At 65.9% G+C, this 25,693-nt stretch carries 27 protein-coding genes; 11 read left to right on the top strand and 16 right to left on the bottom strand.

Going from position 1 to position 25,693, the window contains the following annotated elements; all coding sequences use genetic code 11:
• Positions 1-17 precede the first annotated feature (17 nt).
• Positions 18-1,067: a homoserine dehydrogenase family protein gene (locus LG367_RS09400; RefSeq protein ID WP_425490948.1), complete on the top strand. Its 1,050-nt coding sequence runs from the start codon at positions 18-20 to the stop codon at positions 1,065-1,067.
• 142 nt (positions 1,068-1,209) lie between these two features.
• On the opposite strand, the gene LG367_RS18625 is transcribed toward LG367_RS09400, so the two are convergent.
• From LG367_RS18625 to LG367_RS09380, 3 genes are all read right to left on the bottom strand, one after another.
• Positions 1,210-3,261 (bottom strand): glycosyl hydrolase family 18 protein, encoded by a 2,052-nt coding sequence (locus tag LG367_RS18625; RefSeq protein WP_319004011.1) that lies wholly within the window; start codon positions 3,259-3,261, stop codon positions 1,210-1,212.
• A gap of 474 nt (positions 3,262-3,735) precedes the next feature.
• Complete coding sequence (locus LG367_RS09385; protein ID WP_425490939.1) at positions 3,736-4,755, bottom strand: alpha/beta fold hydrolase; 1,020 nt, start codon at positions 4,753-4,755, stop codon at positions 3,736-3,738.
• A 31-nt stretch (positions 4,756-4,786) separates the two neighbouring features.
• A complete protein-coding gene (locus tag LG367_RS09380) occupies positions 4,787-6,007 on the bottom strand; it encodes an MFS transporter (RefSeq protein WP_226468979.1) in 1,221 nt (406 codons plus the stop codon).
• A 233-nt stretch (positions 6,008-6,240) separates the two neighbouring features.
• Here LG367_RS09380 and LG367_RS09375 point away from each other — a divergent pair, with 233 nt between their 5' ends.
• Complete coding sequence (locus LG367_RS09375) at positions 6,241-6,627, top strand: helix-turn-helix domain-containing protein (RefSeq protein ID WP_226468978.1); 387 nt, start codon at positions 6,241-6,243, stop codon at positions 6,625-6,627.
• A gap of 171 nt (positions 6,628-6,798) precedes the next feature.
• Here the strand turns inward: LG367_RS09375 and LG367_RS09370 are convergent, their stop codons facing one another.
• Together LG367_RS09370 and LG367_RS09365 are read right to left on the bottom strand one after the other, a co-directional pair.
• A complete protein-coding gene (locus LG367_RS09370; RefSeq protein ID WP_226468977.1) occupies positions 6,799-7,506 on the bottom strand; it encodes an alpha/beta fold hydrolase in 708 nt (235 codons plus the stop codon).
• Positions 7,507-7,510: 4 nt separating this feature from the next.
• Positions 7,511-8,893 (bottom strand): L-serine ammonia-lyase, encoded by a 1,383-nt coding sequence (locus LG367_RS09365; RefSeq protein ID WP_226468976.1) that lies wholly within the window; start codon positions 8,891-8,893, stop codon positions 7,511-7,513.
• Positions 8,894-8,978: 85 nt separating this feature from the next.
• Between LG367_RS09365 and LG367_RS09360 the strand changes: the two genes are divergently transcribed.
• Both LG367_RS09360 and LG367_RS09355 read left to right on the top strand, forming a co-directional pair.
• A complete protein-coding gene (locus LG367_RS09360) occupies positions 8,979-9,209 on the top strand; it encodes a glutaredoxin family protein (protein WP_226468975.1) in 231 nt (76 codons plus the stop codon).
• A 113-nt stretch (positions 9,210-9,322) separates the two neighbouring features.
• Entirely contained in the window at positions 9,323-9,913 is a 591-nt protein-coding gene (locus LG367_RS09355) for a c-type heme family protein (RefSeq protein ID WP_226468974.1), read from the top strand.
• Between the two features lie 80 nt (positions 9,914-9,993).
• Here LG367_RS09355 and LG367_RS09350 read toward each other — a convergent pair whose 3' ends face one another.
• The 3 genes from LG367_RS09350 to LG367_RS09340 are packed head-to-tail and all read right to left on the bottom strand — an operon-like array spanning position 9,994 to position 11,865.
• On the bottom strand, positions 9,994-10,560 hold the full coding sequence (locus LG367_RS09350; RefSeq protein WP_264179860.1) for a YceI family protein: 567 nt from the start codon (positions 10,558-10,560) through the stop codon (positions 9,994-9,996).
• The gene (locus LG367_RS09345; protein ID WP_226468973.1) at positions 10,550-11,149 is read right to left on the bottom strand and encodes a cytochrome b; all 600 of its coding nucleotides are present in this window, start codon (positions 11,147-11,149) and stop codon (positions 10,550-10,552) included. The genes LG367_RS09350 and LG367_RS09345 overlap by 11 nt, the downstream gene beginning before the upstream one ends.
• Positions 11,146-11,865, bottom strand: coding sequence for a YceI family protein (locus LG367_RS09340; protein ID WP_226468972.1), 720 nt, complete (start codon positions 11,863-11,865; stop codon positions 11,146-11,148). Before LG367_RS09340 ends, LG367_RS09345 begins: the two co-directional genes overlap by 4 nt.
• A gap of 246 nt (positions 11,866-12,111) precedes the next feature.
• Here LG367_RS09340 and LG367_RS09335 point away from each other — a divergent pair, with 246 nt between their 5' ends.
• Complete coding sequence (locus LG367_RS09335) at positions 12,112-15,648, top strand: sensor histidine kinase (RefSeq protein ID WP_226468971.1); 3,537 nt, start codon at positions 12,112-12,114, stop codon at positions 15,646-15,648.
• A gap of 48 nt (positions 15,649-15,696) precedes the next feature.
• Here the strand turns inward: LG367_RS09335 and hemE are convergent, their stop codons facing one another.
• From hemE to LG367_RS09320, 3 genes are all read right to left on the bottom strand, one after another.
• Positions 15,697-16,788, bottom strand: coding sequence for a uroporphyrinogen decarboxylase (gene hemE / locus LG367_RS09330; RefSeq protein ID WP_226468970.1), 1,092 nt, complete (start codon positions 16,786-16,788; stop codon positions 15,697-15,699).
• A complete protein-coding gene (locus LG367_RS09325; protein ID WP_226468969.1) occupies positions 16,785-17,069 on the bottom strand; it encodes a WGR domain-containing protein in 285 nt (94 codons plus the stop codon). Before LG367_RS09325 ends, hemE begins: the two co-directional genes overlap by 4 nt.
• A gap of 72 nt (positions 17,070-17,141) precedes the next feature.
• Positions 17,142-18,107: a GlxA family transcriptional regulator gene (locus LG367_RS09320; protein WP_226468968.1), complete on the bottom strand. Its 966-nt coding sequence runs from the start codon at positions 18,105-18,107 to the stop codon at positions 17,142-17,144.
• Between the two features lie 97 nt (positions 18,108-18,204).
• Between LG367_RS09320 and LG367_RS09315 the strand changes: the two genes are divergently transcribed.
• Both LG367_RS09315 and LG367_RS09310 read left to right on the top strand, forming a co-directional pair.
• The gene (locus LG367_RS09315) at positions 18,205-19,014 is read left to right on the top strand and encodes an MBL fold metallo-hydrolase (RefSeq protein ID WP_226468967.1); all 810 of its coding nucleotides are present in this window, start codon (positions 18,205-18,207) and stop codon (positions 19,012-19,014) included.
• Positions 19,015-19,036: 22 nt separating this feature from the next.
• Positions 19,037-19,348, top strand: a complete 312-nt coding sequence (locus tag LG367_RS09310; protein ID WP_226468966.1) for a cupin domain-containing protein — start codon at positions 19,037-19,039, stop codon at positions 19,346-19,348.
• On the opposite strand, the gene aroB is transcribed toward LG367_RS09310, so the two are convergent.
• A complete protein-coding gene (gene aroB / locus LG367_RS09305; protein ID WP_226468965.1) occupies positions 19,345-20,451 on the bottom strand; it encodes a 3-dehydroquinate synthase in 1,107 nt (368 codons plus the stop codon). The two genes, LG367_RS09310 and aroB, sit on opposite strands and share 4 nt — an antisense overlap.
• The gene (locus tag LG367_RS09300; RefSeq protein ID WP_226469263.1) at positions 20,448-21,029 is read right to left on the bottom strand and encodes a shikimate kinase; all 582 of its coding nucleotides are present in this window, start codon (positions 21,027-21,029) and stop codon (positions 20,448-20,450) included. Before LG367_RS09300 ends, aroB begins: the two co-directional genes overlap by 4 nt.
• Positions 21,030-21,226: 197 nt before the next feature.
• On the opposite strand from LG367_RS09300, the gene LG367_RS09295 reads away from it, so the two are divergent.
• Positions 21,227-21,430, top strand: coding sequence for a dodecin family protein (locus tag LG367_RS09295; RefSeq protein WP_226468964.1), 204 nt, complete (start codon positions 21,227-21,229; stop codon positions 21,428-21,430).
• A gap of 34 nt (positions 21,431-21,464) precedes the next feature.
• Here LG367_RS09295 and LG367_RS09290 read toward each other — a convergent pair whose 3' ends face one another.
• Positions 21,465-22,271 (bottom strand): kinase, encoded by an 807-nt coding sequence (locus LG367_RS09290; protein ID WP_226468963.1) that lies wholly within the window; start codon positions 22,269-22,271, stop codon positions 21,465-21,467.
• A 17-nt stretch (positions 22,272-22,288) separates the two neighbouring features.
• On the opposite strand from LG367_RS09290, the gene pdxH reads away from it, so the two are divergent.
• The 3 genes from pdxH to LG367_RS09275 all read left to right on the top strand — a co-directional run bounded on the left by pdxH (position 22,289) and on the right by LG367_RS09275 (position 24,217).
• On the top strand, positions 22,289-22,891 hold the full coding sequence (gene pdxH, locus LG367_RS09285; protein ID WP_226468962.1) for a pyridoxamine 5'-phosphate oxidase: 603 nt from the start codon (positions 22,289-22,291) through the stop codon (positions 22,889-22,891).
• Complete coding sequence (locus LG367_RS09280) at positions 22,888-23,691, top strand: cobalamin-binding protein (RefSeq protein ID WP_226468961.1); 804 nt, start codon at positions 22,888-22,890, stop codon at positions 23,689-23,691. Before pdxH ends, LG367_RS09280 begins: the two co-directional genes overlap by 4 nt.
• Positions 23,692-23,821: 130 nt before the next feature.
• Positions 23,822-24,217, top strand: a complete 396-nt coding sequence (locus tag LG367_RS09275) for a DoxX family protein (RefSeq protein WP_226468960.1) — start codon at positions 23,822-23,824, stop codon at positions 24,215-24,217.
• Between the two features lie 75 nt (positions 24,218-24,292).
• On the opposite strand, the gene LG367_RS09270 is transcribed toward LG367_RS09275, so the two are convergent.
• A complete protein-coding gene (locus tag LG367_RS09270; protein WP_226468959.1) occupies positions 24,293-24,781 on the bottom strand; it encodes a DUF4426 domain-containing protein in 489 nt (162 codons plus the stop codon).
• Position 24,782: 1 nt separating this feature from the next.
• Entirely contained in the window at positions 24,783-25,661 is an 879-nt protein-coding gene (proC, locus tag LG367_RS09265; RefSeq protein ID WP_226468958.1) for a pyrroline-5-carboxylate reductase, read from the bottom strand.
• Positions 25,662-25,693 lie beyond the last annotated feature (32 nt).

The raw sequence follows: 25,693 nt of genomic DNA, 5'->3' as shown, positions 1-25,693 counted from the left end.
TCCGCTCCGAAGACGGTGTGGTGGCAACCGCCGCGCGCGTGCCTCGCTTGACGCTGATCGGCACCGGCACGGTCGGCGCGGCGTTTGTCTCGCGTTGGCAGCGTCTTGCGGCGCGCGGTCTGGTGCTGCCGCGGCTGGCATTGCTGGCCAATTCGCGTGGCGCGTTCTCTTGCGAGGACGATCCGCACCGCACATTGCAGCTGGCCACGCATGCGGATGACGCTCGACGCGATCCGCAGAATGTCCGCGACGCACACCTGGTTCAAGGCGATGTCGTCGTCGACGCGACAGCAAGTGAAGCTGTCGCCGCGCGTCATGCGGAATGGGTGTCGCACGGCGTGCACGTGGTGACCGCGAACAAGCTCGGCAACGGTGCCGATCTGCTGCGCGCGCAGGCGATCGTCCGGGCCACGCGCGCGGGCGGCGCACGCTACGGTGACGCGGCCACGGTCGGCGCGGGATTGCCGCTGCTGCGCTCGATCCGCGAACTCGTCGCTGGCGGTGATCACATCCATGCGGTGGAAGGCGTGCTGTCGGGCTCGCTGGCTTGGTTGTTCGATCGCTACGACGGCACGCGTGCGTTCTCCGGGCTCGTGCGCGAGGCGCGCGATGCCGGTTACACGGAGCCCGATCCGCGTCAGGACCTGTCGGGCGAGGACGTGCGCCGCAAGCTGCTGATTCTGGCGCGCGCCGCCGGTCTGGCGCTGGAAGCGCACGAAGTCGAAGTGGCGTCGCTGGTCCCCGAATCCCTGGCATCGGTCAGCGCGGATGCCGTGGATGCGAATCTCGAAGCCCTGGACGCGCCCTTGCTCCGGCACTTCCAGGAAGCCTCGCGCGCGGGCGCGAAGCTGCGTTTCGTCGGCCGTTTCGATGCCGAACATGCCAAAGTCGGATTGCAGGCGTTGCCCGTCGATCATCCGCTGTGCCTCGGTAGCGGCACCGACAATCGTGTTGCGATCCGCAGCGATCGTTATCGCGATCAGCCTTTGGTGATCCAGGGGCCGGGCGCGGGAGCGGAAGTGACCGCGGCGGCGTTGATCGATGACGTGTTGAGAATCGCCGCCTGAGAGTCCGTTCACGATCTTTGAGATATCTCGAAAGATGTCATTCCAGCTTTCGCTGGGATGACGTCCCTTTTTCAGCACGACCTTAAAGAGGCGCCGGCCTGAAACCGGCGCCTCTTTGCTTTTGAACGACATCAGTCCCGGATTATTTCAATCCGTTGCTGATCGCAGTCGCCAGACTGCCTTGCGCATCATCGCCACTGAACTCCCAGAAGAACGCGCCGCCGAGGCTCTGCGCTTTCACGTAGGACATCTTCTCGGTGATCATTTCGGGTGTGTCGTAGCTCCAGAACGTCGTGCCGTTGTATTTCCAGGTCGCACGTGCGTTGGCATCGGTGTGGATCGTGCCCGCCACGTTCTTGAGCACCTTGTAGTCCTCGATACCCGATTCATAGGTGCCCGGCGCGGCGCTGCCGTTCTGGTACAGGCCGTTGTTGGCACTGGATACGTTGGTCCAGCCGCGTCCGTAGAAGCCGATGCCGAGATTGAGCTTCGATGCCGGCACGCCGCGCGAGATGAAGCCCTCGATGGCGTCGTTGGAGTTGTACAAGCGCTGATCGCCGGTCGACGGATCGTTCGGCGAATCGAACAGTGCCGAGTGATGATTGGTTTGCGGGTCCCACGCGCCGTGGAAGTCGTAGGTCATCACGTTGATGAAGTCGAGCGAGGCCTGGTACGCGGCGGGATTGGTGACGCGGATCTTGTCGATGCCGGCGCCGGCCGCGATGGTGAGCAGCAGGCCCGGACGCACCGCATCCAGCTGGCGGCGGAACTCGGCGAGCAACGCGGTGAAATTCGCGTTGTCCTCGGGCGTGCCGCAGCTCAGGCCGCAGGCGACCGGATATTCCCAATCGATGTCGATGCCGTCGAACACACCTGCCGCCGCGCCCGTGCCGCCGGCGCCGTCGGTGACGGGCAGGTTGCCGCGGATGTAGGCGTCGATGCACGAAGCGACGAAGGCTTGACGATTTTCCGGACGTGCCGCGCTGGAGAAGCCGCGCGACCAGGTCCAGCCGCCCAGCGAGATCAGCACCTTCAGGCCGGGATACTTGGCCTTGAGCTGCTTGAGCTGGTTCCAGTTGCCGCGCAGCGGCTGATCCCACGTGTCGGAGGCGCCACTGACGCTTTCACCGGCCTGGAAGGCCTTCGTGTAATCGGCGAACGCGTCGCCGCCCGCGCCGGTGTTGGGATCGGATGGCTGCGTCACGCCGACTTCGCAGCGATTGTTGCGGACGTTGCCGAAGGCGTAGTTGATATGCGTGAGCTTCGCCGCCGAGCCGCTGGTGTCGATGTTCTTCACCCGATAGTTGCGGCCGTAGATCCCCCACTGCACGAAATATCCGATCACGCGCTTGTTTCCGCCGCCGCCGGAACTCTTGGTGGTGGCGCTGATTTGCGCGCTCTGCGCGGATGCGTTGCCCGCGTTGTCGCGCGCCCGCACACGGTACGTGTACGTCGTGTTCGCGGACAGGCCCGCATCCGTGTAGCCGGTGGAAGTCGGCGATCCGACCAGGCTGCCGTTGCGATAGACGTCGTAACCGGCCACGCCGCTGCCGCCGGCGTTGTCCGTGGAAGCGCTCCAGCTCAACGTGATGCTGCTCGCGGTCTGTGACGGTGACGACAGGCCCGCGGGCACGCTCGGGGCCGTGGTATCGCCGGACGGGGCGTTGACGGTGATGCTCACCGCGGCGGACGTCGTCGTCGCGCCCTGGTTGTCCTTGGCGACGGCGGTGAAGCTGTGGCTGCCGGCGCTGGCGTTGTTCCAGGTGACGCTGTACGGCGAAGTGGTATCGACACCGAGCGAGGCGCTGCCCCGGAAGAATTCCACTTGCGCGATGCTGCCGTCGCTATCGGAAGCGTTGGCGCTGACGGCGATGTTGCTGCCGGTGGTGTGCGTGGAACCGTTGGCGGGCGCGGTCAACGCCACCGTGGGCGATTGGTTGCCGCCGCCCGTGCCGCAGGCACCGAGATCCTGATACCAGCCGCAGCTCGGGCAATGCGTCGGTGGCGCGTTCCAGATCTGGATCTTCGCTTCGTACAGGCGGTTCTCGTAGACCAGCCGGTCGCCTGGGTTGTAGATGGTCGAGGCATTCCAGGCCGGTACGCCAGTGCACGACGCGGTTTGCGCATGTGCGATTGGAATGGAGGCGATCAACAAGAGGAACGATGACAACGTGCAACGTAATGCGTGTCTCATGAGCTTTCTCTCCCGTGCAAGTTCACGAACGCGTGCGTTGATCGGGGAATACGCCGTCTTGGCGACTTCGTCGGTTGCGGCGGCGCTTCCCCGGAGGGCATGGCGGCGAAAACCGTCGTGCGTGACAACGTTGTCAGAAGATTTCGCCGTTTAATGCGAAGTAATGCACGTTTTGCCCATGACAACGATAGTTAGGAATGACGCGTGAAAATGTGCGAATGCAGCGACGCGAAATCCGCGCGCAGTCCCGTCAATCGCGAGATGCGTTGCACATTTGGACAGGAAGGAAGCAAGTCGTGACCGCTGCATGACTCGGCGATGGCTCGCTTCTCAAGCGAAGCGGTATGCGATTGTCTTCATCGAGCCGATCGAGGAATTTGCGCGGCACGCGATCTGGCCGAAATCGCATTCGGAATGTTGGCGTGGAATGCATGGCATGCCTCGCCACGCCGACGGCGGTCGCGCAGGGCGTTTCTAGTGGACAGCCCGCAAGGCATCGAGCAGCGCGGTATTGAAGCGCTTCGGCGCTTCGACCTGCGGCGAATGACCGAGATCGTCGAACTCAACCAATTTCGCGCCCGGGATCGCCGCCGCGGCGCGCTTGCCGAGGGCCGGATAGTCGCCGAGCTTCTCGCGCAATTCGGGCGATGCCAGATCCTTGCCGATCGCGGTGCGATCCCGCTGCCCAATGAACAATGTGGTGGGCGTTTTCAGATTCGGCAGTTCGTAGACGACCGGTTGGTTGAACACCATGTCCGAGGTCAGCGCCTGGTTCCATACCACGCGATCGCCGCTGGGGCCGGCGTACATGCCCGCGAGCATGCCGACCCAGCGATCATATTCCGGCTTCCACTTGCCGCCGTAGTACGTGGTCAGCTGGTACTGCTTGATGGTGTCGAAGCTGGTTTTTGTTTCGCGTGCATACCAGGCATCGACGCTGCGCCAGGGCACGCCGAGCGCTTTCCAGTCCTCCAGGCCGATCGGATTGACCAACAGCAACTGTTCCACCGCATCCGGGTAGAGCAACGCGTATCGGATCGCCAACATGCCGCCCATCGAATGGCCGACTACCGCCGCGCGCTCGATGCCGAGGGAATGCAGCAGCGCATGCGTGTTGTCCGCGAGCTGCGCCAGCGAGAACTGATAGCGCTCGGGCTTGCTAGATTTGCAGAAACCGATCTGGTCGGGCGCGATCACGCGATAGCCGGCCTTGGCGAGCGCTTGGAGACTGGATTGCCATGTCGCCGCGCAGAAGTTCTTGCCGTGCAACAGCACCACGACGCGGCCGTTGGGCTTCCTGGGCGCGACATCGAGGTAGGCCATCGACAACGATTGCCGCTGCGAATCGAACGTGTAGCGCTTTACTTCGTAGGGATAGTCGAAACCTTCCAGCTGCATGCCGTATCGCGGGATGGCGTCCGCGCGATCAGCGGCGAAGGCGCCGCAGGGCAGGACAAGCAGCGCGGCCAGGACAAGGTGCGAACCAAGCGTCATCGCATTCTCCGTGCGGAGTGGAGATGCGATGCTAACCCGAAGCGCATTCCTGATCGGCGAGTGGCCCGGATTGCAAACCCGAACGCGTTTCACGCCGCTCCAGGAAGATCGACAGCAGCAGCGCCAACAATGCGAGCGCCGCGATCGCGGCGCCGAGCAAAGGCAAGCGAGTGAGCGAAACACCGGCACCGATCATCATGCCGCCGAGCCAGGCGCCGGTGGCGTTGCCGAGATTGAACGCGCCCTGGTTGATCGTCGAAGCCACGTTGGGCGCCTCGCGCGCGGTGTCGATCACGCGCGTCTGCGTGCCTGGACCGACCGAGAACGAAGCCACGCCCCACACGAACAGCGTGAGCAGGGTCGGGATCGGCGACTGGCTGGTCCAGGTGAACAGCGTCAGCACCACGATCACCGCCGCCAGCGAAATGCCGATCGCCGGCAGCAGGCGCCAGTCGGCGAGACGGCCGCCGAGCAGGCCGCCGACGGTGATGCCGGTGCCGAAGATCAGCAGGATCCAGCTGTGGTCGGACGTCGGCCAGCCGCTGACGTCGCGCAGGATGTAGGCGATGTAGGTGAAAACGCTGAAGAGGCTGACCGAGGACAACGTGCTGATGAGCAGCGCCAACTGCACCTGCGGGCGCGCCAGGCTGCGGAACTCGCGCACCAGGCCGCCGGAGGCGGTCATCGCGATCGTGCGCGGCAGCCATTGCCACAGCGCGATCAGCGCGACCAGGCCGATGAGCACCACCGCCCAGAACGTCGCGCGCCAGCCGAGCCACTGCCCGAGCGCGGTGCCGAACGGCACGCCGAGCACGTTGGCGAGGGTGAGGCCGGTGAACATGATCGCGACCGCTTGCGCGCGCCGGTTCGGTGATACCAGTTGTGCGGCGACCACCGCGCCGATGCCGAAGAAGGCGGCGTGACAGAACGCGGTGATCACCCGCGCCGCCATCAGCGTGTTGTAGCCCGGCGCCAGCGCGCACAGGGCATTGCCGAGGGTGAACAGCGAGATCAGCGCCAGCAGCGCCGCGCGCCGCGGCCAGCGTGCGGTGAGGATAGCCAGGATCGGCGCGCCGACCGCCACGCCCAGGGCGTAGCCGGACACCAGCATGCCGGCGCTCTGCGCGCTCACGTTCAGGTCCGCGGCGACGTCGGGAAGCAGGCCCATGATGACGAACTCGGTCGTGCCGATGCCGAAGGCGGCGGCCGAGAGCGAGAGCAGGGGGCGTTGCAGAAGCGGGTTTTGCTGCATTGCAGCATGGTACGCCGGAATCGCGACCGCGCGAACACGAATACGTATGCGCCGATGCGATGCTGTTTTCCGGTGATGGCCGTGCGGTTTGACCCGCTCTTCACTCGACTTCGCACCGCCATGGAGGCCGTGTCGGCGCCCTGTCGTGCTTTTGTCGTGGTGCCGTCCCGCTCCGTGGACTAGCTTCCGGACGTTTTCTATCATCGCCGGGAGCGACCATCGTGATTCCAGGAATGAACGTCGACAAGGATCTGATCAAGCATCTGCGCGAGGAGCGGGCCTGGTCGCAGGAGCATCTGGCGGCCGTCACTGGCTTGAGCGCACGCACCATCCAGCGACTGGAAGCGGACGGCAAGGCGTCGCACGAGTCCAGGCTGGCGCTGGCCGCGGCGTTCGGCGTCGAACCCGTCGAGCTCAATGCGGTCGGACACGCCACGGACACGAGCCAGCCGGAACAGCCGCGGCAGGAAGGCGGATCACCGGTGCTGGTACAGCATCAGCACAGCCTCAGTCCCGAAGTCATGAAAGCGGTGCTGGTGATTTGTGCCCTGGCGGCGGTCTACGTCCTCTACGATTTTGGTCAGGTGTTCGGAAAGGCTCTGTACTACGCGACCCATTGAGGCCGCGATTCCGGTAACGGGTGCGAAGTCGCCAGGGGCGCCGGTTTCCATCAGCCAGCGCTGTCCGCGCAGCAGATGGGCGATTGCACGCCTTCGCACATCCGCAAGCGTGGGGCCGGGTGCCTGGGATTGCGATGGCGCCGCGCGGCGGCGTGCGTGGAGTTCCCCACACTAGTTAATCGTCTCTCTTGCCCAGCGTTTGATCGCCTGGGCGCAGGCGTCGGGCCTGGCCAGGAACAAGCAGTGCGGCCCCTCGATCTTGGCAAGCGCAGCCTCTGGAAGCGTCGCCTTCACGGTTTTCCAGCTCGCATCGGAAATCATCCGGTCGTGCGTCGCCAGCAGGTAAAGCAACGGAACGGGAAGGTCACGCAACGAGGCGAGCGCATCGATACGCGTCGCATCCAGAATGCGACGGCGAATGACCGGTGGGTCCACGGCATGCAGTGCCTTGTCCAGGCGGTCGCGGTACTCGCGGGTTGCCCATCGCCCCATCATGAAGAACGCAAGCAAGGCGCGCGGTATTTGCTGGACCGGCAGGTAGGATGCGATCCGCCCCAGCGATGCACTGGCGATGGGAAGCCACGGCATTCGCGGTGCCTTGGCGAATGATGCGGCAAGGACGACGCCAAGCAGACGATCCGGGCGTGCTTGCGCGAGTCGCAGCGCGACCGGCCCCGAAAACGATTCGGCAAGCAGCAGGCATTTTCCATGCGCGGGCAGGGCGTCTTCCGCGATCCGGCTCAGTGCGTCGTAGCCGAGCGCACGATCGGCCGGATAAATCACTACTTCGGCGGCGATCTCCGGTGCGAGTTCGGCAACGAAATCCGAGAGCAGTTCGCCGGTCCCATCCATGCCTGGCAGGACCAGCGCACGGATCATCCGCTCAGCACTCGATGACGTTCACCGCCAATCCGCCGCGGCTGGTTTCCTTGTACTTGTCCTGCATGTCGCGGCCGGTGTCGCGCATGGTCTTGATCACCTTGTCGAGGCTGACCTTGTGCTTGCCGTCGCCGCGCAAGGCCATGCGTGAGGCGTTGATCGCTTTCACCGCGCCCATGGCGTTGCGTTCGATGCAGGGAATCTGCACGAGGCCGCCGATCGGGTCGCAGGTGAGGCCGAGGTTGTGTTCCATGCCGATCTCGGCGGCGTTCTCGATCTGGCTCGACGTGCCGCCGAGCGCGGCGGTGAGTCCGGCGGCGGCCATCGAGCAGGCCACGCCGACTTCGCCCTGGCAACCGACTTCCGCGCCGCTGATCGAGGCGTTTTCCTTGTAGAGAATGCCAACCGCGGCGGCGGTGAGCAGGAAGTCGAACACGCCTTTCTCGTTGGCGCCGGGGCAGAAGCGATCGTAGTAATGCAGCACCGAGGGCAGGATGCCGGCGGCGCCATTGGTCGGCGCGGTGACGACGCGGCCGCCGGCGGCGTTTTCCTCGTTCACCGCCAGTGCGTAGAGGTTCACCCAGTCGAGCACGGTGAGCGGATCGCGCATCGCCGCTTCCGGTTTGGTCGATAGCTCGGCGTGCAGTGACGGCGCGCGGCGCGAGACGTGCAATCCGCCTGGAAGCGTGCCGGTTTCGCGAATGCCGCGCGCGACGCAGCTTTGCATTGCGGCCCACAACTCGCGCAATCCGGCGACGATCTCGGTTTCGCTGCGCCAGGACTTTTCGTTCTCGAACATCAGCTGCGAGATGGTCAGTCCACTTGCACGCGCCTGTCCCAGCAATTCATCGCCGGTGTGAAATGGATAGGGCAACGGTGTGGTGTCGGCGACGATGCGGTCTTCGGCGGCCTCGTCCTGGTTGACCACGAATCCGCCGCCGACGGAGTAGTAGTCGCGCGTGGCGATCAGTTCGTCGTTGCCGTCGAAGGCGGAGAAGCGCATGCCGTTGGTGTGGTAGGGCAGTTTCTGGCGCTTGTTCATCACAAGATCGCGCTTTTCGTCGAACGCCACCGGATGCGTGCCGGCGAGCAGGATGCGCTTCTCGCCACGGATGCGTACGAGCGCGTCCGGAATGATGTCGGGGTCGATCTCGTTCGGCAGATGTCCTTCCAGGCCCATCAGCACCGCTTTGTCCGTGCCGTGGCCGCGGCCGGTGAGCGCGAGCGAGCCGAAGACTTCGGCGCGGATGCGGGCGACGTCCTGGAGGCGGCCGGGTTCGGTCAGCCAGCGATCAACGAAGCGCGCCGCCGCGCGCATCGGCCCGACGGTGTGCGAGGAACTCGGCCCGATGCCGATCTTGTAAAGGTCGAAGGTGCTGACTGCCATCGCGCTATTCTAATCCCGCGCGCTGTACCTCCGTGTTGCGGTGCGCGATGTTTTCACACGGGATCACCGCACGCCGGACGGCCGCATGTCTCTCATCCTCTACCAGCGCGACGACTGCCACTTGTGCGATCTGGCGCTCGAGGTGTTGGCGGTGGCGCGAGTGCCCGATTTCGAGAGCGTTTTCATCGACGACGATGCCGAGCTCGAGCAGCGCTACGGAGCGCGCGTGCCGGTCCTGCAGGATCGGGGAACGGGCCGGGAGCTGGATTGGCCGTTCGATCCAGGCCAGTTGCAGGCCTTTCTGCTGGCTGGGTGAGTCGCGGGCGAAACGAGGTGGCGGTCGCAAAGCCGGTGGGATTGCCGGAGTAAGCTCGCGCTCCAGGATTGGGGGGATGCCGGATGCGTCGAGTAATTTCGTGGGTATTGGTCATGGCGTGGATAACGCCGGGCCAGGCGGCCGCGCCTGCGGCGACAGAACAGGCACTGCAGCGCATGCATGCGCAGTTCGTCGAGGCTTTTGTCGATAGCGAGGGATTCGGCGTGACCCGGTCCCCGCCGATGATGCGGTTGATGATGAAGAACAACGGCTCGGCCGTGGGCGATACCGGTCTGTGCGTGATGAGTGTCGAGCTGATCGGCATCGCCAAGCATGATCCGCCGGTGGTCTATCCACCCAGCCCGTTTTCGGGGTTCCAGCACACCGATCGCAACGAGGACAGCCCGTCGAACGGCGAAACGCGCGATCTGACGGCCTCGGAGCGCGAGGCCGTGCGCATGCTGACGGAAGGGTGGCAGCTCATCGTGAAGTCGGAGGGCGACGAGGTGCGGGTGACGGGGCCGATCCGGGCGCGATCGTCCTGCCTGGAATGCCACAAGCAGCGGAGAACCGGCGACGTGCTGGGCGCGCTCGGCTATCGCATGGGCAAGTTGATCGGGCCTTCCGGTTCGCAGTTCTGCGGGCTATATGCCGACGCGCCGCAGAATGCGCCGGAACCTCTTCCGCCAGAGCCTCTTCCTTGATGATCGCGCGAAGATAGTCCCGCGAAGACCCTCCCGGGAAAATCCGCCCATCCCCTCGACGGCGATGGGCGGCTGGCGCGTTACTTCGCCGGCGTCAGCAGCACCTTGGTGCTGACCGCCACTTCGTTCGGAATCGTGTCGGTATCGGTCCAGTCGCCGCCGCCGACGCCGAAGTCCAGGCGTTTCACGGTGGCCTTGCCGCTGAGCGTCGGCTTGGCGCCCGGCGTCCAGGTGAAGGTGAGGGTGACCGGCTTGCTCACGCCGCGCAGGCTCAGGGTGCCGTCGGCGGCGTACTGGTTGCCGCCGAGGCTGCGGAACTTGCTGGCCGTGTAGCGTGCCTGGGCGAATTTCGCCACGTTGAAGAAGTCCGCGCCCTGCAGCGTGCTGTCGCGATCGTTGTTGCCGGTCTTGGCGCCGGCCAGCGGGATCGTCACGTCGAGCTTCGCGGTCGCCAGATTGGCGGGATCGAAGCTGAGCTTGGTGGAGAAGCCGGGGAAGGTGCCGGTGAACACTTCACCGTCGTACTTGCTGGCGAAGGCGAGCGTCGAGCCGGGGGCCTGCACATAGTCGGCGGCGAACACTGGCGCGGACATCATCGCGACCAGCGCGGTGGCAACGGCAAGGGGCGAGTTGAAATTACGGGACATGATCGGGTTCCTGGGGGGATGTTTGTGGGAGAGTCTTGGGTCGCCTGCGCGGCAGCATGCGCGTCAGCGTCTCGTCTTTCTGGAACACGTGGTGATAGAGCGCGGCGCCCGCGTGCAGGACAATCAGCGCGACCAGCACCCAGAACAGCCAGACGTGCGCACCATGAGACAAGTCGCGGATCGATTCGTTCGGTCCGCTGAGCTTGGGCATGGTGACCAGCCCGAACAGCTTGAACGGACGCAGGCCGCTGGCCGAGTCGTACAGCCAGCCGGACAGCGGCATCGCCAGGATCAGCGCGTACAACGCCCAGTGCGTGAGCGAAGCGGCGCGTTCCTGCCAGTGCGGCGTGCCCGGCACGGGCTTGGGCGCGCCCGCGTGCAGGCGCCAGGCCAGCCGCGCCAGCACCAGGACCAGCACGGTGATCCCGAACGATTTGTGCAGGGTGTAGACCCAGAAATATTTCGGCGTCTTCGGCAGTTCGGTCATCGTCAGTCCGACGATGGCGAGGCAGAGGATCAGCAGCACGATCAGCCAGTGCAAGGTCTGGCTTACCGCGCCCCAGCGGTCGGATGTGTTCTTCAGGGTCATGGTGTCGGCTCTGGCTCTGTCGTGGGTTCGTTCGATGGGGGCGTGGTGGTGGGAACGTCTTGCTCGATGTCAGGTGTGTCGTCTGCCTTGTTGCCATCCTCCTGGTGCCGGGTGCTTCGCGCACGCGTCGCCTCGGCCTCGATCCGCAGTTCGACGCTGTCGCCGATCACGCTCGGCCAGGATGTGATGCCGAACTCCTTGCGGCTCAGCGTCGCCGTCGCCGAAAAGCCGGCGGTGCGACGGAACGGCGGCAGGGGATGCCGCTTCAAGGCATTGAGCTTCACGTCCAGACAGACCTCCCGGGTGACGCCCCGCAATTGCAGGTTGCCACAGACAGAGGCGGCATCAGGGGCTTTCGGTTCGATCCGCGTCGAGGTGAATGTCGCGATCGGATGGTCCTTGGCATCCAGCAGGTTGGAGGCGAGGGCGGCACGGTTCCATTTTTCGTCGCCTAGATCGAGCCGGTCCAATGGAACGGTGACTTCGAGTTTTGCGGTATTCCAATCCTCCGGATCGAAGGCGAGCGTGCCGGTGCTGCCGGACACGGTACCGATCGCGTTGGAGAAACCGGCATGTGAAATGGCGAACATGACGCGGGTATGCACGGGGTCCAGACGATAGTGCGCGATGTCCGCTTCTGCCGCTGCGGCGGTCTGCGCGCCGGCCAGGACCAGCAGGCCGAGCAGGGACCGTGGCGGGAGCAGGCGAGGGAACATCATGGGTGTCCGAAAGGATGGCGGCGGGACGAGTCTAGTCCGGCGCTCATGAACATGCCGGCTCGAGGCCCGTTGCCATGGTTGCACCGACAACGCTGTGTTGCGAGCATGTCCGTCGAACGACCGTTTAAATGTGATGCCGGAACCAGGATGGGGCGCCGCGCCCGTGCGCGGATCGTTGGTGAATCGAGACGAACCGAGTCGAGACGAACCGATTCCGGTCTTCCGGCAACGCGAGGGGAACGAATGAGACTGCGCGTTGCGATCGGTGTGCTGATGCTTGCCCTGACGATGATCGGGCAGGCCTTGGCCGCGTTGCCGGAAACGCCGCGCTTCCGGCGCTTCGGCCCCGAGCAGGGGTTGCCCCTCACGGCCTGGGACATCGCGCTGGATCGGCAGGGCTATCTGTGGATCGCGACCTCGGACGGCCTGGCCCGGTACGACGGTGTCGATTTCAAATTGTGGCGGCGCACTCTCGGCCAGCCCGGGTCGCTACCGGAAAACGATACGGTCGCCGTATTGGTGGATGCGCTGGATCGGGTCTGGGTGGCCGGTTGTTCCAGCTTGAGTCGGCTTGGTCGCGATCGGCATGAGTTCGTGCGTGTCAACGTTCCGGTCAGCGACAGCGGTTGCTCGGTGGACGGCACCGTGCTGGCCGCCACGCCTGATGGTTCGGTCTGGGTGGGCATCACCAATGGCGATCTCTATCGGGTCGATCGATCCGAACAGATCACGCGCTTCAGGCCCGGGGAGGGCATCGCGAAGCAATTGCCCGGAGGTCGCGTCAAGGCGCTGTTGGTGGATGCGAAAGGGCGATTGCTGATCGCCAGCGGGAAAGGCCTGGCACGTCATGAGGGCGGCAAGTTCACGCGCGTCGGCGAGGACGTATTGGCGGGTGTGCCGATCGGCGCGCTCTCGAAGGACAGCAAAGGCAAGATCTGGATCGGCAGCGAACAGGGGCTGTATTACCTCACCGACAAGGATGCCTACGAAAGGGCGCCGTGGCCGATGGCCGCCAACAGCCGGAATGCGATCGTGGAGCGCGATCAGGGGGGCGGCTATTGGATCGGCTCCAGCGACGGGCTCCATCGCATCGACAGCTACGGGCACGAACGTTTTCTGGAAGGCGACGTCGGCGACGGGATCTGGGACAAGCAGAGCGGCGTGCTGCGGATGCGCCAGGACAACGAGGGCGGCATCTGGTTCACCACCTATTCCCAAGGCGTGATCTACCTGCCGCCCGACTGGAATCGCTTCACGTCGATCATCAAGGCCGACGGCACGCCGCTGGAAAAGCTGGACATGCGTGATATCACGTCGGACGGCGAGGGCGGGTTCTGGGTCGCTTCGATCTACGATCTGTACTGGCTCAAGCGCGGCAGCAGCACGCTCGTGCATGAAGCGGACATGCGCGAATTCGGCGCGGATGTCATCAATTCGATCTACATCCGCGACGACGGCAGCATCTGGGTTGCCTACGGCAGCGGCTTGCTTCTCTACGATCCCAAGCGCAATGGGGTCAGGCCGGGTCCCTGGGATGGCAGCCGACCCATCGACGCTTCGGTCTGGTACATGCACGAAGAGCCGAACGGCACGCTCTGGTTGTCGTTCGCCAATGGCCGTACCCGGCGCTATCACCCTTCCGGTGAAGCGTATCCGGAAGGCGACGCGGAAAAGCTGATCAACAGCTATGGCGTGAACGGAGCGAAATTCTCCGCGGCCTCCGACGGCACGCTTTGGTATGCCGGCGCGGATGGACTCTACCGTTTGCAGTCGGGTCGCTTCGTGCTCGTACCTGGTGGGCGTATTCCGGACATCTCGGCATTCCGCTTCGCGGGACCGCACCAGTTGTGGCTGGCGCGCCGGGGCGCGGTCGAGACTTATCGTTGGGATGGCCGCGAGCTCGCGCTCGAATACAGTCTGACCCATGCGGACGGCCTTCCGGATGTCGACATCGGAGACATCTGCATCAGTACGAAGAATCGCGGGTGGCTGGCAACCGCGCGCGGGCTGTGGCTGTATTCGCCCGAGCGCGACAGCCTGCGCATGTTCGGTGCCGGCAGTGGCCTGCCCGATCCCAATCTGCTGCTGACCAATCTGCAAGTCGGCGCGGACGCGACCGCGGCCGCGCTCTCCAACAACTCGGTGATCCTGTTCGACCTCGACATGCAGATGACGAAGGCCGAGCCGCCTCGTCTTTCGCTGGAAAGCGTCAGCGTGCGGCGCGAGGAGGACGAATGGCCGCTCGATCCCTCGGCCAACGTGATCGAGCTGTTGCCGGGCGATCGCGACCTGCGCATCGTGGCGCGCCTGCTGTCCTTCGTCGATCCGCGCTCACACACCTATCGTTTCAAGCTGGAAGGCTACGACCCGGATTGGGTGTCGCCCGACAACAGCAACGGCGAGCGTGTCTTCTCGCATCTCGAACCCGGACAGTATCGCCTCGTGGTGCAGGCCGCGGGCGTCGACGGCATCTGGTCGCAGCCGCGCGGTTTCGCGCTCGACGTGCCTTATCCGTGGTGGCGCACCTCCTGGGCCTATCTCGCATACGCGCTGATCGTGCTGCTCTGGTTCTGGATCGCCACGCGGCTGTACCAGCGGCGCCTGCGGCGCAGAAGCGACTGGCAACTGCACCAGAAAAAGCGCGAGCTGGCCGAACAGGCATCGGAGGCCAAGACGCGCTTCCTCGCCACCCTCGGCCACGAGGTGCGCACGCCGATGACCGGTGTGCTCGGCATGAGCGAGCTGCTGCTCACCACCCATCTCGATGACAGGCAGCGCGGCTACACCGAATCGATCCATCGCGCCGGCGACCATCTCATGCGGCTGGTCAACGATGCGCTCGATCTCGCGCGCATCGAGGCGGGCAAGCTCGAACTGGATGCACAACCGACGGAGCTGCGCGCATTGCTCGACGACGTGATCGATCTGATGGGCCCGATGGCGCGTCAGCGCGGACTCGAATTCAAGACGGCGATCGCATCGGACGTGCCGGCCTGGATTCGTGGCGATTCTGTGCGGCTGCGCCAGATCCTGCTCAATCTGCTTGGAAACGCGATCAAGTTCACCGAGCGCGGCGAGGTTGGCCTGCGAGTGGAAGCCACGGCGGGCGGTGTGCGTTTCATCGTCAGCGATACCGGGCCGGGCCTCAGCGAAGAGCAGCGCGGTCGCCTGTTCCGCCGCTTCGAACAGGCCGAAGGCATGCGCACCGCATCGCGTTACGGCGGCAGCGGCTTGGGGTTGGCGATCTGCCAGGAACTCGCCGCGGCGATGGGCGGCAGCATCGGAGTCGAAAGCAGTCTGGGGCAGGGCACGCGCTTCCTCGTCGAACTGCCTTTGTCCGGCGTCGATGCGCCGGAACTCGTGTCGGAGGAGCCCGCGAGCACGGAAGGCAAGCGCGCGTGCGCGATCTGCGATCTGCTCCTGGTCGAGGATGATCCCACCATCGCCCAGGTCATCGCCGAACTGCTGCGTGCGCAGGGGCATCGCGTGGTGCACGTCGCGCATGGATTGGCGGCGCTCACCGAGATCGCGAGCCAGCGTTTCGATCTCGCCCTGCTCGATCTGGATTTGCCGGGCATCGACGGTCTCGCGCTCGCACAGCAGCTGCGCGCGCAAGGCTTCACGCAACCCATGATCGCGGTGACGGCCCGCGCCGACGCCGATGCGGAGCCGGCGGCGCGCGAGGCGGGATTCGACGGGTTCCTGCGCAAGCCGGTGACCGGCGAGATGCTGGCGGATGCGATCAATGCCGCGCTCACGCAGGCGCAGCCCGCTTCTTAGCGCCGTTCGAATAATCCCTCTCCCGCTTGCAGGAGAGGGACTCCAGGATCAACGCGCGCTGTGAGCGTGCACTTCTTCCACCAGCACGGCGACATGTTCCGGATTCATGTCCGGTGACATGCCGTGACCAAGATTGAAGACGTGGCCGTCGCGCGAACCACCGTTGCCGGCCGCATAGCTGTCGAGCGCGTTGCGCACCTGCGTGCGGATCGCGTCGGGCGAGCCATACAGCATCGTCGGATCGAGATTGCCCTGCAGCGCGACCTTGCCCTGCGTGCGACGCGCGGCCTCGGAGAGTTCCACCAGCCAATCCACGCCGAGAGCTTCCGCGCCGGAGGCGGCCAGCTCTTCGAGATAGGGCGCGTTGCCTTTGCCGAACACGATCAGCGGCGTATGTTCGGCATCCTCGCCGCCTTGACGAGGCGGCTCGATGCCACGCTCGAGTTCACGTGCGATGCGAGTCAGATAAGGGAGTGAGAATTCGCGATACATCGCGGGACTCAACGCGCCGCCCCAGGTATCGAACACTTGCAAGGCCTGCGCACCCGCGGCGCGCTGCGCGGAGAGATAGGCGATCACCGCGTCGGTGTTCACCGACAGCAGCGCATGCAGCGCGGCCGGATCGTTCAGCGCGAGTGCCTTGATCGTGGCGAAGTTCTCGCTGCCACCGCCTTCCACCATGTAGCAGGCCAGTGTCCACGGACTGCCGGAGAAACCGATCAGCGGCACGCGTCCATCGAGTTCGCGCCGGATCAATCGCACCGCATCCATCACGTAGCGCAGTTCGGTTTCCATGTCCGGCACGGCCAGACGTGAGATGGCGGCGGCATCGCGCACGGGCGAGCGGAATTTCGGACCTTCACCCTCGACGAAATACAGGCCGAGCCCCATCGCATCGGGCACGGTGAGAATGTCGGAGAACAGGATCGCGGCATCGAGATCGAAGCGTGCCAGCGGCTGCAGTGTGATCTCGCAGGCGATTTCCGGGTTCTGCGCCATGGCGAGGAAGCTGCCGGCGCGCTGGCGGGTGGCGCGATATTCGGGCAGATAGCGGCCGGCCTGGCGCATCAGCCAGACGGGGGTGCGGTCGACGGGCTCGCGGCGCAATGCGCGAAGGAAACGATCGTTCTTCAATGTCATGGATGTGTCTGTCGGCCGGACTGGCCGGGAGGAGGGGCTTCAGCGCCTTGCGCAAACATCAACTGGAACCCGCGCTTGATCAATTGATCGCGAGCCTGTTCGAGCGCGGCGATCGCGCTGGCCTGATCGAGATGCTGCTCGCGCCGGATCTGGCTGCGGCCGCCGATCTGGCCGGATTCGCGCAGCAGCGTCCACCCGCCCAGCAGGTCGGGTTGCAGCATCAGTTGCACGAAGCGTGGCGCTTCGCGGCCGTCGGGCCGTTGTTGCAGGAGCAGGCGCATGGTGCGGATTGTAGGGCAGCGGCCCTGCCGTTCCGCGTGAGGCGCGTTTCGACCGGGGGCCTGCGATCGACGTCAGGCTTCGCGAAATTCCCGGCGGTAGACCGAGGGCGAGGTTTTCAGCACCGCGGCGAACCGCTGGCGCAAGGTCGTGGCCGAGCCGAAGCCGGATTGCGCGGCGATCGCTTCGAGCGGCAGCCGCGAGGTTTCCAGCAATCGCTGCGCGCGCGCCAGGCGTTGGTTGAGCAGCCACTGGCCAACGGTGGTACCGGTGGCCTGGCGGAAGCGCCGGGTGAAGGTGCGGCGGCTCATCAGCGCGCGCGCGGCGAGGCTGTCGAGGTCGTGCGGCTGTTCGAGATGCGCCAGCGCCCAGGTCAGGGTGGCGCCGAGCCGATCGTCGTCGGGCGAGGCGGGCAGCGGCTGGTCGATGTACTGCGCCTGGCTGCCCTGCCGGTGCGGCGCCAGCACCAGGCGCCGCGCGACGCGGTTGGCGACGTCGGCGCCGTGGTCGCGGCGCAGCAGATGCAGGCAGCAGTCGAGCGCGGCGGCGGTGCCGGCGGAGGTGACGATGTCGTCCTCGTCGACGTAGAGCACGTCGCGCTGCAGCGACACCCGCGGATAGCGCGCATGGAAATGCGGGCTCCAGGCCCAGTGGGTGGTGGCGGGGCGGCCGTCGAGCAGGCCGGCCTCGGCCAGCACATAGGCGCCCAGGCACAGGCTGACGATGCGCGCGCCGCGTGCATGCGCACGCCGCAGCGCGGCCAGCAGCGGTTCCGGCGGGCGTTCCTCGATGTCGCGCCAGGACGGCACGATCACCGTGTCGGCGCCGCGCAGGCCCGACAGGCCATGGCGGGTCTGGATGCTGAAACCAGCCTCGGTGCGCAGCGGCCCGGGCTCCGCCGCGCAGACGCGAAGGTCGAAGCGCGGCAGATCGTCGTCACCGTGATCCTTGAACACCAGACACGGCGCGGACAGATGGAAGGGACTGATGCGATCGAAGGCGATGACCGCGATCCGGGTGGAAGTGGGGGAATTGGTCATGGCCCGATTCTATCGAATATTGTCATTCGGGCCACTATCGGCGAGGGCGGGGGATTTCCAGAATGGCCTCCCCACACCGCGAGTACGGAATTTTCCGATGAACGCATTGCTCGACACCGTCGCGCCCACCGAAACCTCGGTCGGCCTCACCCTGATCGGCGGCCCGACCGCCCTGATCGAGATCGGCGGCTTGCGCCTGCTGACCGATCCGACCTTCGATCCCCCGGGCCTGTTCCAGAAGCAGCCCGTGCACATGGAGAAGACGGAGGGGCCGGCGATCGCGATCGACGACATCGGTCCGGTGGACGCCGTGCTGCTCAGCCATGACCAGCACCTGGACAACCTGGATCGTTCCGGCCGCGGCCTGCTGGCGAAGGCGGCCGCCACGTTCACCACCGTGGATGGCGCGCAGCGCCTCGGCGGCAACGCCCGTGGATTGCAGCCCTTTGAAACCGTCGAGTTCGTGAATCAGGCCGGCGACAAACTGTTCGTCACCGGCGCGCCGGCCAGGCATGGACCGGCGGGCATCGAACCGATTTCCGGCGAAGTGATCGGCCTGTTGATCGGCCGCGAGCAGCCGGGTGATGCGATCTACGTCACCGGCGACACCGTCTGGTACGACGGAATCGCCGAAATCGCACGGCGCTATTCGCCGAAACTGGTCATCGTCTTCACCGGCTCGGCGAAACCCCGCGGGCCGTTCCGCATGACGATGGACAGCAACGACGCCATCGAAACCGCGCATGCGTTTCCGCAGGCCAAGATCGTCGCCGTGCATAACCGCGGCTGGGTGCATTTCAAGGAATCGCAGGCGGATCTTGCCTTCAGCTTCGACACGCTCGGTATCGGCGCGCGCCTGATCTCCCTGGAGCCGGGCAAGCGTGTCGAACTGGCGCTGCCGTTCTGAACCGCGGGCGGGAGCGAAGCTCATGAAAATCGTCCGGAGCCGCGAGTTCACCGCCGATCGCCCCTGGGGTGCGTTGGAGATCGCCAACATGCAGGGCATCACCACGCGCCTGCATTGGACCGATCAGCCCTATCCGTGGCACGTCAACGATGGGCAGGAAGTGTTCGTCGTTCTCGACGGTGCCGTCGAGATGCGCTATCGCGAAGAGGGCCGGGAAAACGTCGTCGTTCTACAGCCCGGCGATGTTTTCCATGCCCACGAGGGCATGGAGCATGCGGCGCATCCCGTGGGACAGGCACGCATTCTGGTGATCGAGAGGGAAGGCAGCGTTTAACCTGCCCGCAGCGCCGCGAGCACGGCGTCTTCCGCGACATCCGCGACCACGCGCGCGCGCCCGATCCCGTCCCAGAGCACGAAGCGCAGGCCGCTGGCCTGCGCCTTCTTGTCCAGGCGCATGTGCGCGAGCAGCGCCTCGGCGTCCAGCGATTTCGGCAGCGAAACGGGCAACCCGAAACGTTGCAGCAGTGCGCGCAGGATCTCGACGTCGGCTTCGGAAGCCAGGCCAAGCGTTCGCGACAACCGCGCCGCCAGCACCATGCCGATCGCCACCGCCTCGCCGTGGTTGAAGTTGTCGTTGTCGGGGCTGCCGTAGCCCTGCTCCGTCTCGATGGCGTGACCGAAGGTGTGGCCGAGATTGAGCAGAGCGCGATCGCCGCGCTCGAACGGATCGCGTTCGACGATCGCCGCCTTGTGCGCGCAGCTGCGCGCGATGGCTTCGGCAAGGGCACTGTCGTCGCCGGAGAGCAGTGCGTCGGCGTTGGCGTCCAGCCAATCGAGGAAAGGCGCGTCAGCGATCGCGCCGTACTTGATCACTTCGGCGAAACCGGCCCGCAACTCGCGTGCGGGCAAGGTGCGCAGGGTGGCCGTGTCGGCGAGCACCGCGCGCGGCGGATGGAACGCGCCGACCAGATTCTTGCCCTGCGACAGATCGACCGCGGTCTTGCCGCCGACCGAGGAATCCACCATCGCCAGCAATGTGGTCGGCAGCTGCACGCAATCGATGCCGCGCATCCAGCAGGCCGCGGCGAAACCGGCGAGATCGCCGACCACGCCGCCGCCGAGCGCGTACACGCAGGCATCGCGCGTGGCCCCAAGCGTTGCGAGCGCATCGACGGCGCCGCCGAAATTCGCCAATGTCTTTGACGATTCGCCCGGCGGGATCACATGCGATTCGATTCGCGCATCCGGGCGCTGGCTGCGCAGGGCTTCCACCACGGCCTGCCCGTAGAGCGGCGCCACATGACCGTCGCTGACGACAAGGGCGTGACGACCGCGCAAATACGCGGCAAGAAGCGCGCCGTCATCGAGAAGCCCCGGCGCGATGGTGATGGTGTAGGGCTGCGTGCCGCCGACGGCGACCGTGCGTCTGTCTGTCATGCGTTCATGCCTGCGTCTCGCGCCGCACCGGGGTCGATGCCGGTCGCGTGCCGCCAATGGGTGTCCAGGAGATGTCCGAGTTTCGAAGCGGCTTCGGCCGTCGTCAGTGCATCGGTGTCGAAACGCAGGTGCGAGGCCTCGACGTACAGCGGCTCGCGCGCTTCCGACAACCGCTTCAGCACGCCCTCGCGATCGGGGCCGGCCAGCAGCGGCCGCGTGCGGTCGCGCGCCAGTCGCTCGAGCTGCTGTTCGACGCTGACATGCAAGTGCACCACGAAGCCGCGCTCGCGCAGCATCCGGCGTGTCTGCGCATCGAGCACGGCGCCACCGCCGGTGGCGATCACGGTGTCGCTGGCGTTCATCAGCTCGGCCAGGGTGGCGCGCTCGCGCTCGCGGAATCCCGCCTCTCCCTCGCATTCGAAGATGGTGTTGATGCTGACGCCGGTGCGCGCTTCGATCTCGCGGTCCGCGTCCACGAACACCAGCCCGAAACGCTCGGCCAGGCGCCGGCCGATGGATGACTTGCCGGAGCCCATCGGACCGACCAGGACCAGGTTCGGAGCCGAGACGCCGTGCATGGCCGGCAGTGCCGTGCCAGAAGCGGTGGCGCGGTCAGTGTCGGCGTCGGAATTGGTGCCGGAATCGGGTCCGGGATTGGCGCTGGAACACATGCCTCGCATGCTAGCAGCGAATGCGCGCGGCAAGCGTTCTCTTAACACCGCCGGGCTTAGGGTAGGCGTCCCCGGCGAATCGCCGCCCCAGACAGGAGACTCCCATGTCCGTCGCCAAGGTCATCGAACTCAACGCTTCCTCCAACGTCAGCATCGAGGATGCGGTCAAGCACGGCCTGAAGAAAGCTTCCGAAACGGTGAAAGGCATCAAGGGGGTATGGGTGAACGAGATCAAGGCGGTCACCGACGATGCCGGCAACATCACCGAGTGGCGCGTCAATCTGCGCATCACTTTCATCGTTCAGTAACTGATCGAGTGCCGTGGCTGCGCGACGGGCGCGGCTACGGCACGATGCCGCGTCCGGCATCCAGCCGGACGACGGTCTCGGCGATGTCCGGCAGCGTGCGCAAGGCCTGCCGGCTGGTGCGCTCGAAGAACTGCACGAAGCGTTCGACCTGCGCGCGCGACATCGCTTGGCGTTGCGGCTGTGCCGCTTGCAACGCCTGCTCTTGTTGCCAGCGCCACGCCGGCACCACATCGAAACCGGGACCTTGCAGGAACAGCAGGCGATCGATGCATGCCCAGAGCGCCGGGTAATCGCGGCCGAGCGCATCATTGCAATAGCGGCGCCAGCGGCCGTCGCCGTCCTCGTCGCGTTCGAGCGCGTTGATCGGCGTGACGAGTTCGGCCTCGGATTGCGGCGGGGTCTTCAGGAACCAGCCTTCGAAGATGGTCAGGTCTGCCTCTTCGACATGCGGCCATTGCGATGCCGGCAGGCGCCGGTCGGCGAGCTTGTCGAAGCGCGGCAGCCGCGCCGGATGGCCTGAGCGCAGCGCGTCCAGTGTTTCCCGCGCAAGCGCGAGATCGTGCGTGCCCGGCGGGCCGCGCGTGGCGAGCAGCGGATGCACTTCGCGGGCGAGCCGTTCGCGGTCGTCACGATCCAGGTAGAAATCGTCGATGGAGACCACGGCGACGCGCCGGCCCCGCGAGGCCGCGAGCGCCGCGACCTGTGCCGCCAGCGTCGACTTGCCGCTACCCTGCAGCCCGGCGATGGCGTAAATGGCGGTGCCGTCGTGCGTCAAGATATCGTCAAGAATGCCCGCGACGACGTTTTCGGGGTAGCCGGCGGGATGCGCGGAGGCTTGCATCGCGCCACAATAACGCAATGACAGACCCCGATCTCTACGCCGAAGCCCTGGCCACATTCGACCGTCTGTTCGACCAGGCGCAGGCCGTCGGCGAACCCGACCGCACCGCGATGTACCTGGCTACCGCCACCATCGGCGGCGTTCCCTCGCTGCGCACCGTGTTGTTGAAGGCGCACGACGAGCGCGGATTCGTGTTCTACACGCATCTGGACGGACGCAAGGGCTGCGAACTGCAATCCAATCCCTTCGCCGCGCTGCTGTTCCACTGGCCGCGCATCGGCGATGGCGTGCAGGTGCGGATCGAAGGGCGCGTGCATACCGTGCCCGACGAGGAAGCCGACGCGTACTTCGCCTCGCGCCCGCGCGACAGCCAGCTGGGCGCATGGGCCTCGCGCCAGTCGGAAACATTGGAAAGCCGGGATGTGTTCGAGCAGCGCATCGAACAGGCGCGCAAGGAATTCGAAGGGCGCGACGTGCCACGGCCGGTCGGCTGGACCGGCTTCCGCGTGCGGCCGCGCCGGATCGAGTTCTGGTACGCGGCCACCTACCGTCTGCACGAGCGCTGGTTGTACGAGCGCGACCAGGCCGGCGTCTGGCGCAAGCGGATGCTGTATCCGTGAGGCTCTCGGGCCCGCAACGGATCGTCTGCCTGACCGAAGAACCCACCGAGACCTTGTACGCGCTCGGCGAGCAGCATCGCATCGTCGGCATCAGCGGCTTCACCGTGCGGCCTGCGATCGCACGCAAGGAAAAGCCGAAGGTCAGTGCCTTCACCAGCGCCAAGATCGAGGAGATCCTGAAGCTGCGGCCGGATTTCGTGATCGGCTTTTCCGACATCCAGGCGGAGATCGCCGCGGAATTGATTCGCCGCGGGGTCGAGGTGTGGATCAGCAATCACCGCAGTGTCGACGGTATCCTCGATTACATCCGCCGGCTCGGCGCGCTGGTGGGAGCCTCCGAAAAAGCGAATGCCTATGCGGACGAATTGCAGCGTGGGCTTGATGCCATCGCGGCCGAGGCCGCGGAGTTCACGCATCGGCCGCGCGTCTATTTCGAGGAATGGGACGAACCGCCGATCACCGGCATTCAATGGGTCGCCGAGCTGATCCGCATCGCCGGTGGTGACGACGTCTTCCCGGAGCACGCCGCCGAACCGCTGGCGAAGCAACGCATCCTTGCCGATCCCGGCGAGGTGATTCACCGCGCGCCCGACATCATCCTGGGTTCGTGGTGCGGCAAGAAGTTCCGTCCCGACAAGGTCGCGGCGCGTGTGGGCTGGGAAGCGATTCCGGCCGTGCGCGATGGCGAACTGTACGAAATCAAGTCGCCTGTGATCCTGCAGCCTGGTCCGGCAGCTTTGTCGGATGGCGTGCGAGAGATGGCGGCGATCATCCGCGCTTGGCAAAGAAGCCACGCTTAGAGCTTCGATGTCGTCGTCCCAGCGAAAGCTGGGATGACGGAGTGTCCAGGCATTCCCGGCAGGCCGTTCCATCGGCCACCATATCTGCGATCATGTCCGCCACTCCATTTTCGAATTCCCGAGCCAACGCATGAATGCATCCACCCAACAGGACATCGGCAAGTTCATTTTGCGCATCGTCTTGGGTGCATTGATCCTGCTGCACGGCATATCCAAGCTCAAGCATGGCCTGGACCCGATCGAGGACATGCTGCGGGCGCATGGTTTGCCGCATTTCCTCGCCTACGGCGCGCTGGTTGGCGAAGTGGTGGCGCCTGCGTTGCTGCTGCTGGGCTGGTACTCGCGGATCGGCGCGGTGCTGGTGGCGGTGAACATGCTGTTCGCGTTCGTGCTGGCGCATACGGGACAGCTCGGCCAGCTCAACGGCCAGGGCGGCTGGGCGCTGGAGCTGCAGGGCATGTTCCTGTTCACGGCCGTCGCGATCGCGCTGCTCGGCCCCGGCGGCTATGCGATCAATCAGCGTTGATGACACCGCGCGTTGATGACACCGCGCGTTGATGCCGGCGAGTACTGACGGCAGCCGGCGCCCGATGCCGCGCTCTCAGCGCGGGAAGAAATCGCGGTTGAATTGCAGCGTCGCGCGGCGACCCGCGCCGGCATCCACGGCGATGTCGAAGCGCAGTGTATCGGGCGCGATCACCGTCGCCGTGCCGACATAGTCGACGAATTCGCCGCTGCGCACTTCGCGCATGGCGATGGTCTGGCGCTTGCCGAGCAGATCGGTCGCCGTCGCCGTCACGCGGGCCGGCAGCGCGGTTTCCTGCGCGCCCGCGGGCAGGCGCACACCGACCATCAGCATCACCGCGTTGTCGCCGCGGACGATGCCGTATTGCTTCGCCACCGCTTCGCCGAGCAGGGCGGTCGGGATCGCGTTCGCGCGCACCGTCGCGTCACCCGCGCGGGCGAGGGCTTCCTCGCGCGCCTGCGCGTTCGCATGCTCGCGGGCGGCGTCCGGACTGCCGCCGCTGCAAGCCGTCAGCAGCAGAAGTACGAAGGCCCCTGCTGCGATGAGGGCGGTGGGCCGATGCAATTCACGCATCCGCATCGTTGGCGGCCGACAGCTGCTTGCCGCGTTCGGTGGCATTGCGGATGGCCTGCGCCACGAGATCGCGCAGGCCGCCGGCCTCGAAGGTTTCGACGGCGGCCTGGGTCGTGCCGCCCGGCGAGGTCACGCGGCGGCGCAATTCCGCCGGCGCCTCGCCGGATTCGGTGAGCATGCGGGCGGCGCCGAGTACCGTTTGCAGCACCAGCGTGCGTGCCGCGTCGTCGGAGAGGCCTTCGGATCGCGCCGCGGCTTCCATCGCTTCCGCCAGCAGGAACACGTAGGCCGGGCCGCTGCCGGAAACGGCGGTCACGGCATCCATGTGTGCCTCGTCCTCGATCCAGACCGTCGCGCCGGCGGCGGACAGCAGCGTTTCGGCCTGCGCGTGTCCGGCGGCGTCGACCGCGGCGTTGGCGAATAGACCGGTCACGCCCGCGCCGAGCAGGGCGGGGGTGTTGGGCATGCAGCGCACGATCCGAATCACGCTGTCGGACAGCCCGCCGTCGTACAGCTCGCCCCCGCCGAGCCAGCGTCCCAGCTGCGCGCTGGTGATGCCGGCGGCGATGGAGACGATCAACGGACGTGCTTCCTGCGCCAGCGGCGCGAGCGCTTCGCACACCTGGCGCATCACCTGCGGCTTGACGGCGAGAATCCAGACGGCGGCACCGTCGGCTGCTTGACGGTTGTCAGAGAAGACGTGAACGCCGAAGTCCTTCGCGAGGCCGTCGCGCAGCGCATCCATCGGCTCGGCGACGCGGATCGACGCCGCCGACGTGCCGCGCGCGACCAGACCGCCGATCAGGCTGCGCGCCATGTTGCCGCCGCCGATGAAGGCAATGGGGCCGGAGGGAGAATCTGAAGTCGGCATGGACGAAATCACTGGAACGGAAAGCTCAGGAT

This window comes from Luteimonas panaciterrae, assembly GCF_020511115.1.
Lineage (GTDB): Bacteria > Pseudomonadota > Gammaproteobacteria > Xanthomonadales > Xanthomonadaceae > Luteimonas > Luteimonas panaciterrae.
This window is presented reverse-complemented; position numbering and strand designations above follow the sequence as displayed.

Coding starts and splice junctions, on each gene's coding strand:
- LG367_RS18625 (WP_319004011.1), bottom strand. CDS start 3,261: ATGAGACACGCATTACGTTGCACGTTGTCATCGTTCCTCTTGTTGATC.
- LG367_RS09385 (WP_425490939.1), bottom strand. CDS start 4,755: ATGACGCTTGGTTCGCACCTTGTCCTGGCCGCGCTGCTTGTCCTGCCC.
- LG367_RS09380 (WP_226468979.1), bottom strand. CDS start 6,007: ATGCAGCAAAACCCGCTTCTGCAACGCCCCCTGCTCTCGCTCTCGGCC.
- LG367_RS09375 (WP_226468978.1), top strand. CDS start 6,241: ATGAACGTCGACAAGGATCTGATCAAGCATCTGCGCGAGGAGCGGGCC.
- LG367_RS09370 (WP_226468977.1), bottom strand. CDS start 7,506: ATGATCCGTGCGCTGGTCCTGCCAGGCATGGATGGGACCGGCGAACTG.
- LG367_RS09365 (WP_226468976.1), bottom strand. CDS start 8,893: ATGGCAGTCAGCACCTTCGACCTTTACAAGATCGGCATCGGGCCGAGT.
- LG367_RS09360 (WP_226468975.1), top strand. CDS start 8,979: ATGTCTCTCATCCTCTACCAGCGCGACGACTGCCACTTGTGCGATCTG.
- LG367_RS09355 (WP_226468974.1), top strand. CDS start 9,323: ATGGCGTGGATAACGCCGGGCCAGGCGGCCGCGCCTGCGGCGACAGAA.
- LG367_RS09350 (WP_264179860.1), bottom strand. CDS start 10,560: ATGTCCCGTAATTTCAACTCGCCCCTTGCCGTTGCCACCGCGCTGGTC.
- LG367_RS09345 (WP_226468973.1), bottom strand. CDS start 11,149: ATGACCCTGAAGAACACATCCGACCGCTGGGGCGCGGTAAGCCAGACC.
- LG367_RS09340 (WP_226468972.1), bottom strand. CDS start 11,865: ATGTTCCCTCGCCTGCTCCCGCCACGGTCCCTGCTCGGCCTGCTGGTC.
- LG367_RS09335 (WP_226468971.1), top strand. CDS start 12,112: ATGAGACTGCGCGTTGCGATCGGTGTGCTGATGCTTGCCCTGACGATG.
- hemE (WP_226468970.1), bottom strand. CDS start 16,788: ATGACATTGAAGAACGATCGTTTCCTTCGCGCATTGCGCCGCGAGCCC.
- LG367_RS09325 (WP_226468969.1), bottom strand. CDS start 17,069: ATGCGCCTGCTCCTGCAACAACGGCCCGACGGCCGCGAAGCGCCACGC.
- LG367_RS09320 (WP_226468968.1), bottom strand. CDS start 18,107: ATGACCAATTCCCCCACTTCCACCCGGATCGCGGTCATCGCCTTCGAT.
- LG367_RS09315 (WP_226468967.1), top strand. CDS start 18,205: ATGAACGCATTGCTCGACACCGTCGCGCCCACCGAAACCTCGGTCGGC.
- LG367_RS09310 (WP_226468966.1), top strand. CDS start 19,037: ATGAAAATCGTCCGGAGCCGCGAGTTCACCGCCGATCGCCCCTGGGGT.
- aroB (WP_226468965.1), bottom strand. CDS start 20,451: ATGACAGACAGACGCACGGTCGCCGTCGGCGGCACGCAGCCCTACACC.
- LG367_RS09300 (WP_226469263.1), bottom strand. CDS start 21,029: ATGCACGGCGTCTCGGCTCCGAACCTGGTCCTGGTCGGTCCGATGGGC.
- LG367_RS09295 (WP_226468964.1), top strand. CDS start 21,227: ATGTCCGTCGCCAAGGTCATCGAACTCAACGCTTCCTCCAACGTCAGC.
- LG367_RS09290 (WP_226468963.1), bottom strand. CDS start 22,271: ATGCAAGCCTCCGCGCATCCCGCCGGCTACCCCGAAAACGTCGTCGCG.
- pdxH (WP_226468962.1), top strand. CDS start 22,289: ATGACAGACCCCGATCTCTACGCCGAAGCCCTGGCCACATTCGACCGT.
- LG367_RS09275 (WP_226468960.1), top strand. CDS start 23,822: ATGAATGCATCCACCCAACAGGACATCGGCAAGTTCATTTTGCGCATC.
- proC (WP_226468958.1), bottom strand. CDS start 25,661: ATGCCGACTTCAGATTCTCCCTCCGGCCCCATTGCCTTCATCGGCGGC.